This window comes from Gordoniibacillus kamchatkensis (assembly GCF_000829455.1).
Lineage (GTDB): Bacteria > Bacillota > Bacilli > Paenibacillales > NBRC-103111 > Gordoniibacillus > Gordoniibacillus kamchatkensis.
This window is the reverse complement of the sequence record NZ_JXAK01000041.1, coordinates 21,568-36,989: the sequence shown is the minus strand read 5'-3', so window position 1 is coordinate 36,989 and position 15,422 is coordinate 21,568. Positions and strand designations below refer to the sequence as shown.

Annotated in this window: 15 protein-coding genes and 1 pseudogene; all 16 read left to right on the top strand. The window is 56.9% G+C overall.

Going from position 1 to position 15,422, the window contains the following annotated elements; genetic code table 11:
- Positions 1-4 precede the first annotated feature (4 nt).
- The 16 genes and pseudogenes from flhB (at position 5) to rpsB (ending at position 15,354) form a co-directional block, all read left to right on the top strand.
- Positions 5-1,072: a flagellar biosynthesis protein FlhB gene (gene flhB, locus SD70_RS21395; RefSeq protein WP_041049619.1), complete on the top strand. Its 1,068-nt coding sequence runs from the start codon at positions 5-7 to the stop codon at positions 1,070-1,072.
- Positions 1,073-1,126: 54 nt separating this feature from the next.
- Positions 1,127-3,160, top strand: a complete 2,034-nt coding sequence (gene flhA / locus SD70_RS21390; protein ID WP_041049571.1) for a flagellar biosynthesis protein FlhA — start codon at positions 1,127-1,129, stop codon at positions 3,158-3,160.
- A complete protein-coding gene (gene flhF / locus SD70_RS21385) occupies positions 3,157-4,473 on the top strand; it encodes a flagellar biosynthesis protein FlhF (RefSeq protein ID WP_041049570.1) in 1,317 nt (438 codons plus the stop codon). Before flhA ends, flhF begins: the two co-directional genes overlap by 4 nt.
- A pseudogene (locus SD70_RS21380) lies at positions 4,466-5,337 on the top strand (MinD/ParA family protein). Before flhF ends, SD70_RS21380 begins: the two are co-directional and overlap by 8 nt.
- A 47-nt stretch (positions 5,338-5,384) precedes the next feature.
- Positions 5,385-6,497 (top strand): protein-glutamate methylesterase/protein-glutamine glutaminase, encoded by a 1,113-nt coding sequence (locus tag SD70_RS21375; protein WP_041049569.1) that lies wholly within the window; start codon positions 5,385-5,387, stop codon positions 6,495-6,497.
- A 60-nt stretch (positions 6,498-6,557) separates the two neighbouring features.
- Positions 6,558-8,630 carry a chemotaxis protein CheA gene (locus SD70_RS21370; RefSeq protein WP_041049567.1) on the top strand — a complete coding sequence of 691 codons (2,073 nt, stop codon included), beginning with the start codon at positions 6,558-6,560 and terminating at the stop codon, positions 8,628-8,630.
- Between the two features lie 23 nt (positions 8,631-8,653).
- Complete coding sequence (locus SD70_RS21365) at positions 8,654-9,121, top strand: chemotaxis protein CheW (protein ID WP_041049565.1); 468 nt, start codon at positions 8,654-8,656, stop codon at positions 9,119-9,121.
- A gap of 3 nt (positions 9,122-9,124) precedes the next feature.
- Positions 9,125-9,748: a chemotaxis protein CheC gene (locus SD70_RS21360; RefSeq protein ID WP_041049563.1), complete on the top strand. Its 624-nt coding sequence runs from the start codon at positions 9,125-9,127 to the stop codon at positions 9,746-9,748.
- The gene (locus SD70_RS21355) at positions 9,745-10,239 is read left to right on the top strand and encodes a chemotaxis protein CheD (RefSeq protein ID WP_041049561.1); all 495 of its coding nucleotides are present in this window, start codon (positions 9,745-9,747) and stop codon (positions 10,237-10,239) included. The genes SD70_RS21360 and SD70_RS21355 overlap by 4 nt, the downstream gene beginning before the upstream one ends.
- Positions 10,240-10,242: 3 nt before the next feature.
- Positions 10,243-10,668, top strand: coding sequence for a hypothetical protein (locus SD70_RS21350; protein ID WP_041049559.1), 426 nt, complete (start codon positions 10,243-10,245; stop codon positions 10,666-10,668).
- An 18-nt stretch (positions 10,669-10,686) separates the two neighbouring features.
- Entirely contained in the window at positions 10,687-11,475 is a 789-nt protein-coding gene (locus tag SD70_RS21345) for a FliA/WhiG family RNA polymerase sigma factor (protein ID WP_041049557.1), read from the top strand.
- 23 nt (positions 11,476-11,498) lie between these two features.
- Positions 11,499-12,908 carry a DUF342 domain-containing protein gene (locus SD70_RS21340; RefSeq protein ID WP_041049555.1) on the top strand — a complete coding sequence of 470 codons (1,410 nt, stop codon included), beginning with the start codon at positions 11,499-11,501 and terminating at the stop codon, positions 12,906-12,908.
- 42 nt (positions 12,909-12,950) lie between these two features.
- Entirely contained in the window at positions 12,951-13,277 is a 327-nt protein-coding gene (locus SD70_RS21335) for a hypothetical protein (protein WP_041049554.1), read from the top strand.
- 15 nt (positions 13,278-13,292) lie between these two features.
- Positions 13,293-13,919: a hypothetical protein gene (locus tag SD70_RS21330; protein WP_041049552.1), complete on the top strand. Its 627-nt coding sequence runs from the start codon at positions 13,293-13,295 to the stop codon at positions 13,917-13,919.
- Complete coding sequence (locus SD70_RS21325) at positions 13,912-14,403, top strand: hypothetical protein (protein WP_041049550.1); 492 nt, start codon at positions 13,912-13,914, stop codon at positions 14,401-14,403. The genes SD70_RS21330 and SD70_RS21325 overlap by 8 nt, the downstream gene beginning before the upstream one ends.
- A gap of 252 nt (positions 14,404-14,655) precedes the next feature.
- On the top strand, positions 14,656-15,354 hold the full coding sequence (gene rpsB, locus SD70_RS21320; protein WP_041049548.1) for a 30S ribosomal protein S2: 699 nt from the start codon (positions 14,656-14,658) through the stop codon (positions 15,352-15,354).
- Positions 15,355-15,422: the final 68 nt, after the last annotated feature.

Genomic DNA, 15,422 nt, shown 5'->3' with positions numbered 1-15,422 from the left:
GCAGATGTTCGCCGGGGAGAAGACGGAGAAGGCGACGCCGAAGAAGCGGGGGGAAGCGCGAAACAAAGGCCAGGTGCCGAAAAGCCAGGAAATTATCGGGGCGTTCGTGCTTCTGTTCACGTTTCTTATACTCGGCGTGTACGGATTGACGTTCCATAGCCGGCTTCAGGCGATGATGGGAACGCTCTTGGAGCACGATCTTACGATGGCGGTCACGAGCGAGAACGTACGGGCGCTGTTTCTGCGCTTGTCGGTGCAGGGGCTCTGGCTGCTCACGCCGATATTCCTGGTCACAATTGTTATCGCGTTTGCCGGCAATTATTTTCAAGTAGGCTTCCTGTTCATTCTCGAACCGCTTAAACCGAAGTTTTCCAAGCTGAACCCGATCGAAGGGGCGAAGCGGATGTTCACGATCCGGACGCTCGTCGATTTTCTCAAATCCGTTATCAAAATGGCCATTATCGGCAGCGTCATTTATATGACGCTGTGGGGCGAACGGGCGCACTTGATGGAGCTGTCCCGGGCGCCGCTGCAAAGCTCTTTCGCTTACGTCGCATCGCTAGTATTCAGTCTTGGCGTCAAAATCGGGGTAACGCTCGTCATTCTTGGCGCGTTCGATTTATTTTACCAGCGGTATGAACACGAAAAAAGTTTGAAGATGTCCAAGCAAGATGTTAAGGACGAGCACAAAAACGCCGAAGGCAATCCGCAAATCAAAGGCAAAATCCGCGAAAAGCAGCGCAGATTGGCGCTGCAGCGCATGATGCAGGAAGTGCCGAAAGCGGATGTCGTCATCACGAACCCGACGCACTTTGCAGTCGCCCTGCAATACGAAGCCGGCAAAATGGAAGCTCCTACCGTAATTGCCAAGGGAGCCGACTACGTCGCGCTGAAAATCCGGGAAGTGGCGAATGCGAACAACATTATGACTATGGAAAACAAGCCTCTCGCCAGAGCTTTATATAGCCAAGTCGAAATCGGGCAAACGATACCGGCGGAGCTGTTCCAGGCCGTCGCGGAAGTGCTTGCCTACGTCTACAAAATCAAAGGGCGCACGAAGGCGAACGCGTAACCGCCAGTACCGGCAATAGAAGTTATATGAAAAAGCGGAAAGGAGGCTGGCACGATGAAAATTAGAGATTTACTCGTTCTCGTCGGCGTTATCGGCATCGTTCTCATGATGGTCGTGCCGATTCCTTTGCCGCTTCTTGACTTTTTGCTCATAATCAACATTACGATTGCGCTTATTATTTTGCTTGTCGGCATGAATACGGTCGACGCTTTGCAGTTTTCGATCTTTCCTACGATGCTGCTACTTACGACGATTTTTCGTCTGGCGCTCAACGTTTCGACGACGCGAAACATTTTGGCCAACGCCGAAGCCGGTAACGTCGTGCGGACGTTCGGTTCGTTCGTCGCCGAGGGCAACATCGTCGTCGGCTTTGTCGTATTCCTGATCCTGGTTATCGTTCAGTTCATCGTCATTACGAAAGGCTCCGAACGTATTGCCGAAGTCGCCGCAAGATTTACGCTCGATGCGATGCCCGGCAAGCAGATGAGCATCGACGCCGATTTGAACGCAGGCATGATCAATGAACAGCAGGCTCGCGCGCGCCGGGAAAAGATCCAGAAGGAGGCCGATTTTTACGGCGCGATGGACGGTGCGTCCAAATTCGTCAAAGGCGACGCCATCGCCGGCATCGTCATCCTCGCGGTCAATTTGATCGGCGGGCTCATTATCGGCATGGCGATGAAAGGGATGGGGATCGGGGAAGCGCTGCAGACGTTCTCCATTCTGACGATCGGCGACGGGCTCGTCAGCCAAATCCCGGCGCTGCTCATCTCTACCGCAGCCGGCATTATCGTCACCCGCGCTTCCTCGGACGGCAATCTCGGCCATGACATCACGTCGCAATTGCTCGCGCAACCGAAGCTGCTGTACATAGTGGCCGGGACGATCGCGTTTCTCGGCATTTTTACGCCGATTCACTGGTACACGACGTTTCCGGTGGCCGGGCTGCTCGCGTTCGGCGCCTACCGCATGCAGCAAAATCTCGTCCGCAAGCAGGCGCAGCAGGAACAGCTGGTGGAAGAACAGCAAATCGAAGAAGTGCGATCGCCCGAAAGCGTGCTGGGTCTCCTGCAGGTCGATCCGATCGAATTCGAATTCGGCTACGGCCTCATTCCGCTGGCCGACGCGCAGCAAGGCGGCGATTTGCTGGACCGCATCATCCTGATCCGCCGCCAGTGCGCCCTCGAGCTCGGCATCGTCGTGCCCGTCATCCGGATACGCGACAACATTCAGCTAAGGCCGAACGAATACGTCGTCAAAATCAAAGGGAACACCGTCGCTCGCGGCGAGCTGCTGCTGAACCATTACTTGGCGATGAGCCCCGGCTTCGACGACGAATCGATCACCGGCATCGAGACGAAGGAGCCGGCATTCGGGCTGCCGGCGCTTTGGATCGACGAAGCGACGAAGGAGCGGGCGGAGCTGTCCGGCTACACGGTAGTCGATCCGCCGTCGGTCGTAGCGACGCACTTGACCGAAGTCGTGAAGAAGCACGCTCACGAGCTGCTCGGGCGCCAGGAGACGAAAGCTCTTATCGACAACGTCCGCGAGCAGCATTCCGCGCTCGTCGAGGAGCTTATCCCGAGCCACATGTCCGTCGGCGACGTGCAGAAAGTGCTGGCCAAGCTGCTCAAGGAAAAAATATCGGTGCGCGATCTCGTAACGATACTGGAGACGCTCGCCGATTACGCCGCCTATACGAAAGATACGGACGTTTTGACGGAATACGTCCGCCAGGCGCTCTCCCGTCAAATTACGCAGCAGTATTCGCCCGGAGGCGAGTCGCTCAAAGTCATTACCGTCGGACCGTCGCTGGAGAAAAAAATTGCCGATTCCGTCCAGCAATCCGATCAAGGCACGTATTTGGCGCTGGATCCGTCCACGTCCCAAATCGTGTACCACCGTCTGAACGACCAGGTAAGCCGCATGATCCAAACGGGCCAGCAGCCGATCATTTTGACGTCGCCGACGATTCGCATGTACTTCCGCCAGCTTCTCGAGCGTACGATGCAGGATATTCCCGTGCTGTCCTACAGCGAGCTTGAACCGAATATTGAAATTCAAAGCTTGGGAGTTGTGAACTTATGAGAGTGAAACGGTACGTTGTCGACTCCATGCCCGACGCGCTGCAAAAAATCCGGTCGGACTTAGGCAAGGACGCCGTCATTCTGAACACGAAAGAAATTCGGTCCGGCGGCTTTCTCGGCTTGTTCGGCAAGAAAAAAATCGAAGTGATCGCCGCCGTGGACGGCCCGGGTTCCGCTCCCGGCTCCGGCGCCAGGCAGACGGCGCCGCGCGCCGCTGCGGCCCGGGCTCCGGCGGCGCCGAGACCTGCTGCTCCCGTTGCTATTCTGGAACCGGAGCAACTCTCGTTTCCGGAAGTGCCGGACGTTCTGCCTCCGGCCAAGCCCGCACAGCAGCCGGAGCCGGCCGCCGAGCCGAAGGGCGCTCCGCCTCCGCCGCAGGTTTCTGCCGCCGGCGTTTATTCGCCGCCGAAGCCTGCGCCTGCCAAAAGCCGCGAAGATTTGCTGTTCGAAGAGCTGAAGCAAATGCGCGAAATGATGCAGAAGCTTTCGCTGCAGGCGGGGGGCGGTGAGGCCGCTGTTCCCGTTACAGCACCGCGCGTGCGCGAACGTTTGGCCGAGCAGGAAGTGGATCCTTTGCTCGTGGACATGTGGCTGGACCGGGCGAAAGCGGACGCGGACGAGCTGGGCGAGCCTTTAACCGAGTCGCTGGCCTCCCGCTCGGTTCGCAGCCAGATGGCCGGGCTGCTTCGCATGGAAGGGCACAAAGCTATCGCTCCGCAGACGAAAATCGCCCATTTCGTCGGTCCGACCGGCGTCGGCAAAACGACGACGATCGCCAAGCTGGCCGCCGAGCAAGTGCTGAAGCACCGCCGCAAAGTCGGCTTCATCACGTCGGACACGTATCGGATTTCCGCCGTCGAGCAGCTGCGCACGTACGCCAACATTTTGAACGTGCCGCTCGAGGTCGTATTTTCGCCGCAAGATTTGCTGAAGGCGTTCGCTGCGCTGGAAGATTGCGACCTGATTTTCATGGATACGGCGGGGCGCAACTTCCGCAACGAAATGTACGTGTCGGAGCTGAACACGCTGCTTCGCACGCAAGGCGACTCCGAGACGTATCTCGTGCTCAGCCTGACGACGAAATATAAAGACATGAAAGCGATCACGGGCAATTTCACCAAGTTCAAGCTCGATAAAGTGCTGTTTACGAAAATGGATGAGACCGATTCGTACGGTGCCGTCGTCAATCTCGTTCACGATTTCGGCTTGCAGCTGTCGTACGTTGCCGACGGGCAAAACGTACCCGACGATATCGCGGAGCTGGACGAGCAAAAATTGATCGATTCCATATTGGAGGAGCTTCCAGATGAGTGATCAGGCGCAGGGCCTTCGCAATCTCGTGCAGTTACAGCAAGCCGGCCCCCAGCGCACGACCCGCATCATTACGGTCACAAGCGGCAAGGGAGGCGTCGGCAAATCGAACTTTACGCTGAATTTTGCGCTTACGCTCCAGGCGAAAGGATATAAAGTGCTCGTGTTCGATGCCGATATCGGTTTTTCCAACATCGACGTGCTGATGGGCGTTTCGCCGCAATACAACTTGTACCATCTGCTGAAAAAAGAGAAGACGATCTGGGACATTATGCAGAAGGGTACGGGCGGCCTCGACTTCATTGCCGGAGGCTCGGGGTTCCAGGATTTGATTCGGTTATCGGAGGAGGATTTGAATTACTTTTACAGTCAAGTCGAGCAGCTGAGCGCTACGCCGACTTCATTATTTTCGATACCGGCGCCGGACTGTCGAAAGAGACGCTCAAATTCATTCTCGCCGCGCAGGAGACGATCGTCGTCACGACGCCCGAACCTACGTCCATAACGGACGCGTATGCGATCATCAAAATGGTGCGCTCGATGGAGCACGATGTCAAATTCCGCCTTGTCGTCAACCGGGCGACGGACGCACTGGAGGGCAAGCAGACGGCGAACAAAATCAGCTTGGTGGCGCAGCGTTTTTTGCAGATCGAGATCCCGACTCTCGGCTACGTTAGCGATGACAGCTCTGTCCCGAAGGCGGTCAAGAAGCAAGTTCCTTTCACCGTCCTCTACCCTCATTCGGCGGCGACGCGAGCCATTCAGGAGCTTGTCGACCGCTTTCTCGCCGGCATGCATGTGCAGGAGACGGAAGAGCGGGGCGGCGTGAAGGGCTTCTTATCGCGGATGATCCGCTTGATGAAATAACGGACCTGACCGGTTCAGCGATTTCGGCAAAAAAGGAGAGGACAGATATGACCTATCGCATTCTAGTCGTTGACGATTCTGTCTTTATGAGGAGAATCATCTCGGATCTCATCGCCGAAGACCCTGAACTGGAAGTGATTGGTACGGCGCGAAACGGCAAGGAAGCGGTCGAGCAAGTCAAGCTGCTGCGTCCGCAAGCTGTCACGCTGGATGTGGAAATGCCGGAAATGAACGGACTGGAAGCGCTCAGGCACATTATGAGTGAGGCGCCGACTCCCGTCATTATGCTCAGCAGCTTGACGCAGGAAGGAGCCCGCGAAACGATTCGAGCGCTGGAGCTTGGTGCATTCGACTTCATTTGCAAACCGTCGGGTTCGATCTCGCTCGATTTATATAAAGTAAAGCAGCAGCTGCACGAGAAGCTTCGCGCGGCGGTGAAAGCGAACGTCAAAAAGGCGTCGCCGCTCGCCGCCCAAGCTGCTTTGCCGCCTAAGCCCGCGCCGGCGGCTCCGGCCGCAAGGGGCGCTGCCGCGGTACCGAACGCGGCGGCCGACAAGCCGGCCGGCTCGACGCAGTTCGAACACCTGATTGCGATCGGCACTTCAACCGGGGGGCCGCGTGCGCTGCACCACGTCGTATCTCAGCTTCCGTCAAACTTGCCCGCCCCGGTGTTAATTGTGCAGCATATGCCGCCGAACTTCACCAAGTCGCTCGCGCAAAGGCTTAACGACGTTTCGCGCGTGAAGGTGGTCGAAGCCGAAGACGGGCAGGTGCTGGAGACGGGCACCGCCTACGTCGCTCCTGGCGGCTGGCATATGACGGCGCACCGCGACTCCAAACATGTGTACCGCATCCGGCTGAACAAGGACGATCCGCGTTCCGGCCACCGGCCGTCGGTCGACGTTTTGTTTGAGTCGCTCGTACCGTTGAAAGAATTGAAGCGGCATGCGGTCATCATGACCGGCATGGGCAGCGACGGGGCCCGCGGCATGCTTGCCATGCGGCAGAGCGGCGCCGTGACGACGATAGCCGAAGCGGAGGAGTCCTGCGTCGTATACGGCATGCCGCGGGCGGCAGCCAAGCTGAACGCCGCCACCGATGTGCTGATGCAGCAGGACATCGCCCGCAAGCTGGCGCAGAGCGTGGGGTGTTCTGGATAACGAAACATACCGAGCCCGCCGATCACAACATACCGCAAACGACCCCTGGAGGTGTACGCGATGGAATTAAGCCAGTATTTGTCGATGTTTATTGACGAATCCCGAGATCATTTGCAAGCGATGAACGACAATTTGCTCAGCCTGGAAAGCAACCCGCAAGACATTGGCATCGTGCACAATATTTTCCGTTCTGCCCATACGCTGAAAGGCATGTCGGCGACGATGGGATTCGAGGATTTGGCCAAATTGACCCACGAAATGGAAAATGTGCTGGATCTTGTGCGGAACAACAAGCTGGAAATGGATTCCTTCATTTTTGATTGCATTTTCAAGAGCTTGGACGCTCTCGAAACGATGGTCGAGGATATTATTCAAGGCGGCACCGGCAAGGCCGACGTAACGGACATCGTCGCTTCGCTCAAATCGATCGTGACCGGAGAGTACAAAACTTCCGGCGCGGCTGCGGGGACGGCTCCTGCGGCCGCACAGGCGCCGTCCGGCATCGAAGTGGACGAGTACCAATTTTCCGTGCTGAAGCAATCGATCGAAGCGGGGCATACCGTCTTTTACATCGAAGTGGCCGTTCGCGACGACTGTGTGTTGAAGGCGGCTCGGGCTTACATGGTGTTCGACGTGCTGGAACAAAACGGCGAAGTGGTAAAGTCGACGCCGTCCGTTCAAGACATCGAGCAAGAGAAGTTCGACCGCACGTTTTCCGTTTATTACATATCCCGACTGGACAAAGCCGCGCTGGAGAAGGCGATTATGAACGTTTCCGAAATCGAAACGGCGCAAATTGTCCAGGTCGATCATGACTCACTTGCGGAAATGGCGCGTTCGTCGCGTGAACAGCTTGGCGCCGAGGCGCAGCAGGAGACAGCGGCGGCCGCAGCTGCGCCGGCAGCGCCCGCGTCGGCCGCGTCGTCTGCGTCGTCTGCGGAGCAGAAGAAGCCCGCGGCCTCTGCGCAGAGCGCGCCGGTCGCAAACCGGACGATCCGCGTCGACATCGAGCGGCTCGATGCGCTGATGAATTTGTTCAGCGAGCTGCTCATCGACCGCGTCCGGCTGGAGCAGCTCGCCAGCGAAGTGCGGCGCAGCGATCTGACGGAAACGGTGGAACATATGTCCCGCGTCAGCAGCGATTTGCAAAACATCGTGCTGAAGCTGCGCATGGAGCCGGTCGATTCCGTATTCAACCGCTTCCCGCGCATGGTTCGGGATGTGGCCAAGACGCTCGGCAAAAAAGTCGATCTCGTCATATCCGGCGCCGACACCGAGCTGGATCGCACCGTTATCGGCGAGATCGGCGATCCGCTCGTTCACTTGCTGCGCAACTCCGTGGACCACGGCATTGAGGCGATTGCCGACCGGCTGGCGGCAGGCAAAAGCGAGACGGGCACCGTTCAGCTGCGCGCATTCCATAGCGGCAACCATGTGTTTATCGAGGTAGAGGACGACGGAGCCGGCATCAACCGGCCGAAAGTGCTGGACCGCGCCGTGAAGAACGGCATTTTGACGCAGGAGCAGGCGGGCAGAATGACGGATTTCGAAATCGATCAGCTGCTGTTTGCTTCGGGCTTCTCGACCGCCGATAAAATATCCGACATATCCGGACGGGGCGTCGGCCTGGACGTCGTCAAGACAAAGATCGAATCGCTCGGCGGCACCGTCCAGGTGCAGTCCGTACCGGGCAAAGGCTCGAAATTTTCGGTTCAGCTGCCGCTTACGCTGTCCATCATCTCGGCGATGCTCGTCAAGCTCGGCAGCGAAAAGTATGCGCTCCCGCTGTCGTCGATCGTCGAGACGGCGGCGGTCAAGCAGGCGAACATCCGTACGATCCAGGGCAACCGCATGCTCGAGTTCCGCGGCGCCGTCATCCCGGTCGTCTCGCTGAGCCGCGTATTCGACGTGCCGGATTTCGACGAGTCGGCGGAGGCGGAGACGGAAATCGTCGTCATCCGAAAAGGCGACAAGCTGGCGGCGGTTACGGTCGACGAGTTCATCGGCCAGCAAGAAATCGTGCTCAAGTCGCTCGGCAATTACTTGACGAATTTGTTCGCGATTTCCGGCGCCACTATTCTTGGCGACGGACAAGTCGCCCTCATTGTCGATACGAACGCACTCATAAAATAACGATCCGCTAGGAGGAAAATGCCATGTCCGAAGAGAAAAAAGTGATCGTCTTTGCTCTTGGTTCCGAACAATACGGCGTCGAAGTCGAAGCCGTGAAAACGATCGAACGGATGCAGCCGATGACCCGCGTGCCGAAATGCCCCGAATTTATTAAAGGCGTCATTAACTTGCGCGGCGTCGTCATCCCGGTCATCGATTTGCGCAGCCGGTTCGGCCTGCCGGAAACCGAATATACCGACAACACGCGCATCATCATTGTATCGGCCGGCGATTATGAGGTCGGTCTCATTGTCGATTCGGCGAACGACGTCATCGATCTGGACACCGATCAAATCGACAATCCGCCGGAAGTGGTGGGCGGCATTAAAGCCAAATATTTGCGCGGCATCGCCCGAATCGGCGACAACGGACTGCTCGTGCTGCTCAATTTGGAACAAGTACTGAACAAAGCGGAGCTGCTGCAACTGAGCGCGTTTCACGAAGAGGAATAAGCGATGGGGGCTTTTAAGGAATTGCGGGAATTTCAGCTGGACGTCTTGAAGGAGGTGGGCAACATCGGTGCGGGTCACGCCGCCACGGCATTGTCCACGCTCCTGAACAAACCGGTGGATATGCAAGTGCCGAAAGTGCGCATGCTGCCGTTCGAAGAAATATCGGCCAGCATCGGCGGCGAAGAGCAGGTCGTGCTTGCGATTTTCCTGCGCGTCGAAGGCGAAGCGCCGGGCAACATGTTTTTTATCCTCGCGTTGGAATCGGCCAAGAAGCTGCTGAAAAATTTGGTCGGCTTGCAGCAAGTGTCCGAAGAAGGCGAGTATACCGAGCTCGAACTGTCGGCGCTGAACGAGATCGGAAATATTCTCGCCGGATCGTACTTGTCGTCGCTCGCCGATTTTACGAAGCTGCATTTATCCCCGACGGTGCCTTCGCTGGCCATCGATATGGCCGGAGCCGTACTCAGCTTCGGCCTGCTGCAGTTCGGGCAAATGGGCGATCAGGCGCTCTTGATCGAAACGAAGTTTTTGGAAGGCAATCATGAAGTGGAGGGGCATTTCTTTCTCATCCCGGATCCCGAGTCGTTCGACAAAATCTTCACCGCCTTGGGAGTCGACGGCTTATGATCCAGAACGCCTTCATTAAAGTCGGCATGGCTGATCTTAACGTCACGCAGCGCTCGGGGGTGCTCAAAACGACCGGGCTCGGCTCATGTGTCGGGCTCACGCTGTACGACGCGAAAGCGAAAGTGGCCGGGATGGCCCACGTGATGCTTCCCGCTTCGGAAATTGCCAAGGAAGGGACGCTCAATATTGCCAAGTATGCGGATACGGCGGTTCCCGAGCTGATCGAGCGCATGCAGAAGCTGGGAGCGGCGGCATCGCGGATGGAAGCGAAGATGGCAGGAGGCGCTCAAATGTTTGCATTTGCAGCCAATCATGATACGATGAGAATAGGTCCGCGCAACGTGGAGTCCTGCAAAGAGCAGCTGAAAAAATTCGGCGTTCCGCTTAAAGCTGAAGATACGGGTGGGAATTATGGCAGAACCATTGAATTCGACTGCGATACCGGCATTCTCGTCATCCGCAGCGTGCAGCACGGCGTTAAGGAATTGTGAGCCATGACGGGCACTGTTCGTTGGAATTTGATCGGAGGGGCCGCCGCATTCGTCCTGACTTTCGCAACATCGATTGCCCGCAACGTGTTCACGACGACGTTGTTACATAGCGTTTACAGCTTCTTGCTCGTATTTGCCGTCATTTTTTTGTTTCGGTTTTTGCTTCATCTCATTTTGAACAGCGCCGCAGCAGCGGCGGATTTGCCGCCTGCTATCGGCGAAGCCGAGTCGGAGGCGGGACAGAACGTCGATCTGGCGACGCCGCATGACGATTCGCTGCACGATTTGCTGCGCTCGAATTTGAACGCCGCAGGCGAGCGGGACGACGGGACAGGCTTCGCTCCGCTTAGTCCGCCGAAGCTGGCTTCGCACGCTGCACTCGATCCGGAGGAACTGGCGAACGCTCTTCGCCGCATGTCACAAGAGTAAGGACGGTGTAACGGACCCATGATCGATCACAAGCAGTCGAACAGGGCTCATCTTCAGTTATGGCGCGAGTGGAGAGAGCAGGGGAAGCCGGAGGCGAAGCAAGCGCTGATCGAAGCTTATTTGCCGCTGGTCGATTACGTGTCCGGCAGGATGTCGATCGGCCTCCCGAAAACCGTCTCACGCGAAGACTTGGCCAGCTACGGAGTTATGGGACTTATCGATGCAACGGAAAAATTCGACTACGAGCGGGGGCTCCAGTTCGAGACGTACGCTTCCTGGCGCATTCGCGGCGCAATCATCGACGGGCTTCGGCAGGGCGATTGGGTGCCGCGTTCCGTGCGGGAGAAAGCCAAAAAGGTGGAAGAAGCGTATCAGAAGCTCGAGCAGCGCTATTTGCGTTCCGTCACCGATGCGGAAATGAGCGAATATTTGCAAATCACCGAAAGCGAATTTCAACAAATGCTGCAGGATATCGCCATTACGACGGTATGCTCGATCGACGAGCCGATTCGCGAGGAAGAGGCGGAAACGAGATTGTCGTTGCTCGTTGACGAGAAAGCGACAAATCCGGAGTCCAAAGTAAACGAATTTTTTTTGAAGGAAACGCTTGCGAAAGCGATCGAACGGCTCACGGAAAAGGAACGGATCGTTATATCGCTTTTTTATTATGAAGATTTGTCGCTAAGCGAAATCGCCGAAGTGATGAGCTTGTCGCCTTCGCGCATTTCGCAATTGCATTCCAAAGCGATATTGCGCTTGCGCGGCGCGATGGGCCGCTTGAAGACGCAGTTGTTTCAGGAAACGTGAAACTCTGCATAGGGGGGAGACGAATGAGCGAACGCAGCATGCCGTTGGATGCCTATTTGACGATTACGGTGTCGGAAGACAAGCTGACGGCATTTTTGCAGTTTACCCGTACGGAAGAGGAGTTCGCGCTGAACGCTGCCGAGCTGGAGCAATTTGCCGTATCGCACGGAATCGTGTTCGGATTGGATAAGGCGAAGCTGGAGCAGATCGCCGCCGATCCGAAATCGCATTTTATGGTCCAAAATGTTATCGCAAGCGGCACGAAACCGGTCGATGGAGAGAACGGATACGTCCGATATTTGTTCGATCTGGGCAACAACCAGCGAAAACCGCTCATGCTGGAAGACGGCACTGTTGACTTTAAAGAGCTCGCATCGATCAACAATGTGAAAAAGGGCCAGCTGATCGGCGAACGCGTGCCGCCGCAGCCAGGCCAAGACGGCCATGCGGTGACGGGCGAAACGCTGTTTGCCAAAGACGGCAAGGAAGCCCACTTTAAAATCGGAAAAAACGTCGTGCTCGATCAGGAGCGGTCTGCGCTGTACGCCGCGATTGACGGCATGGTGATAACGACGGACCGGGACAAAGTGAACGTGTTCCCGATCTATGAAATAAACGGAGATGTCGATTACGGAATCGGCAATATCGATTTTGTCGGCAGCGTCGTCATTCGCGGCAACGTACAGCCGGGCTTCCGCATTAAAGCGGCGGGCGATATTCGGATCACCGGCGGGGTCGAGGCAGCCGAGCTTGAGGCCGGGGGCTCGATCGAAATCGGCGCCGGAATCGTCGGCCAAAATAAAGCGAAGGTGCGCGCCGGCAAGTCGATCAAAAGTTCCTTCATCCAAGACGCGCTCGTCGAAGCGGGCGAAGATATTATCGTCGCGCAAAGCATTATGCACTCTACCGTCCGCGCCGGACGGTCGGTCATTTGCAACGGGCCGAAAGGCCTTATCGTCGGCGGCATCGTGCAGGCCGGGGAGAAAGTGACGAGCCGGACCGTAGGCAATGCCATGTCCACCGTCACCGTCATCGAGGTCGGCGTCGTCCCGGAGCTTCGCAACGAGCTTCTTGCGCTGCGGGCTCAATTGAAAGCGCAGCGCGAAAACTTGGACAAGACCGAAAAAGCTTTGGCGCTGCTCGATCAATTGGCCGCGGCCGGCCAGTTGAATCAAGAAAAACTGTCGCTTCGAGTGAAGCTGAACCATACGAAGAAGCAGTCGATCGAAGAAGAAACCAACATTAAAGAACGCATTCTCGAAATCGAGAAGTCGCTCGAAGAAACGGAGAGGGCCCGCGTCGAAGTCCTCGCCACCATTTACGGGGGGGCCAAAATCGTAATCGGGCGGTACACGAAGTTCGTCAAGGATGCGGTTTCCAGAGTCGTGTTTTGCTTGTCGGACGGCGACGTCTCGATGATTCCTTACTTCTAAAGCCGGGCGTATGCCCGAACAAGGCGGAAGGCGGAGATTCGGATGAGCTTGAAAGCGATCGATTTGCAGATGGCTTTGCATCGCAACGACGAAGCGGGCGTGCGGCAAAATCAACTGCTGCATAAGCCGGAAGTCGACCAGGTGCTGCTCGCCGGGCAAGCGGCGAAGCAGACGGAGCGGGCGCGGGAACAGACGGCGAAGCTGGAGCATGCGGCAGAAATGCATATCCGGGACCAGGGCAAGCAGGCCGGCGGAGAGCAGGGAGAGCGGCAGCGCCGCGGCCGGTCCGAGCCTGAGCCCGGCGATAACGCCGAACCGAAAACGCCGCCGCATCCGTTCAAAGGCCACTTTTTGGATGTGTCTTTATAGGGAGGGGGAACCTGCATGACTTTCGCGCCATGGATGTACGTCGTGCTCCTCGGTCTTGTATGTCTCGTATATGCGCAGATGTTGCCCCGTCCGGGGAAGACCGCTCCGTCCGGCGATATGATGAAAGAATTGGAACAATCGATGGAGCTGTTCGCCTCCGATATGGAACAGCAAAACGAGTCGCTGCTGCAGCTGTTCACCGATACGAAGCGCGATTACGAAGCTCACTTGGCCAAGCTTTCGGGACGCCTCGAACAGCTGGAGAAGCAAAACCAGCAGCTTGTGCAGGAATTGACGCGCCCGAAACCGGACATTCCAACCCGGCAGGAGACGCAGCGGGAGCCGATTCCTTCCCGGCCGCTTTCGGCCGCGGAAAGCGCAGTGCCGTCAGCAGCCGCAGTCGACCCTGGGACGAGCTTGCATCCGCAATCGTTTTCCGCCTCTGACGAGACGGGACAAGCTGACGGCCCTCTGCGCCGCGAGCCGCTGCTCATGAACGTGAGGCACCGCTATGCCGAACTGTTCAAGCTGCACGGCCAGCAAAAATCGGTGGAATATATCGCCAAGAAGCTCGGTATGAACAAAGGCGAAGTGCAGCTCATCATTCAGCTGGCGAGACAGGAGGATGCGGCCCATGTTTAAAAATCGCGCCATGCTTAGCGGCGTCGGCATCGGGCTCATTGCCGGAGCGATTTTGCTGCAGGTCATGCTGGTCGCCAAAGGCACAGGCGCCGCGCCGATGCCTGCGGGAAAAGCGGCGCCTGAAGATATGGATCCGAAGCAGCTGAAAGAAGTGGCCCAAAAATATTATCAAGTGTACGATAAGAACGAAAAGCTGTTTACCCAGGCAGACGTCGACAAAAAGGTGCAAGACGCGCTTAAAGCGCAGCCGAATCCAAACGCCGGCGCCGCCGGGAAAAAAGTGGCGGTGTACGTATCGCCCGGGCTGATCGCTACGCAGGTGGCCGAGCTTTTGTACCGCAGCGGCGTCGTCGCCGATCGCAACGCATTCGAGAAAATGCTGAACGAGCAGCGGCTGACGGACAAAATCCAGGTCGGCTACCACGTTTTCGAAGGGACGCCGGATCCGCAGCAGGTCGTTCAGACGCTGCTAAGCGCCCAATAACAGGCCGGGGGCCAGCTCACATAGCGGCCCTGAAGGCCTTTTTTTGCGTTTGGCCGATCGGCAACGCATCGCCATCGCATCCGGTTGCATATCGGTTTCCGTTTGTGGTATAGTAATTGTCGGTGTTACAGGTGTTTACAAAAACACACGTCTTGTCAATCCGGTTAACGGTGCTTCCTCGCGGGAGTTTTAGCCGGAAATGCGACAGGCGGAGGCTGGCACGACAAAACCATTTTGAGGAGGTGCGTGAGGATGGCAGTCATTTCCATGAAACAGCTTCTCGAAGCTGGGGTACACTTCGGTCACCAAACCCGTCGTTGGAACCCGAAAATGGACAAATACATCTTCACCGAAAGAAACGGCATTTACATTATCGACCTGCAGAAAACGGTCAAGAAAGTCGAAGAAGCGTACAACTTCGTTCGCTCTTTGGCTGCTGACAATGGAACGATCCTGTTCGTCGGCACGAAGAAGCAAGCGCAAGATTCCGTGAAAGAAGAAGCGGAACGCTGCGGCATGTACTACATTAACCAGCGTTGGCTCGGCGGCACGCTGACCAACTTCGCGACGATCCAGAAGCGGATCGAGCGCCTGCACGAACTCGAGCGTTGGGAAGAAGACGGCACGTTCGACGTGCTGCCGAAGAAAGAAGTTATTATCCTGCGCAAAGAGCAAGAGCGCCTGGAAAAATTCCTCGGCGGCATCAAGAACATGAAGCGCCTGCCTGACGCGCTGTTCATCATCGATCCGCGCAAAGAGCGCATCGCCGTAGCCGAAGCCCGCAAGCTGGGCATCCCGATCGTGGGCATCGTCGACACGAACTGCGATCCGGACGAAATCGACTACGTTATCCCGGGTAACGACGACGCAATCCGCGCCGTGAAGCTGCTTACAGCGAAAATGGCCGATGCGGTTGTCGAAGCTCACCAAGGCGAGCAAACGACGGCTTAATGCCCATTGAAATCGAATAAGGCAAACGGGGAAAGGGTGGTCGAAGGCGTAAAGCCTATCACCGCCCT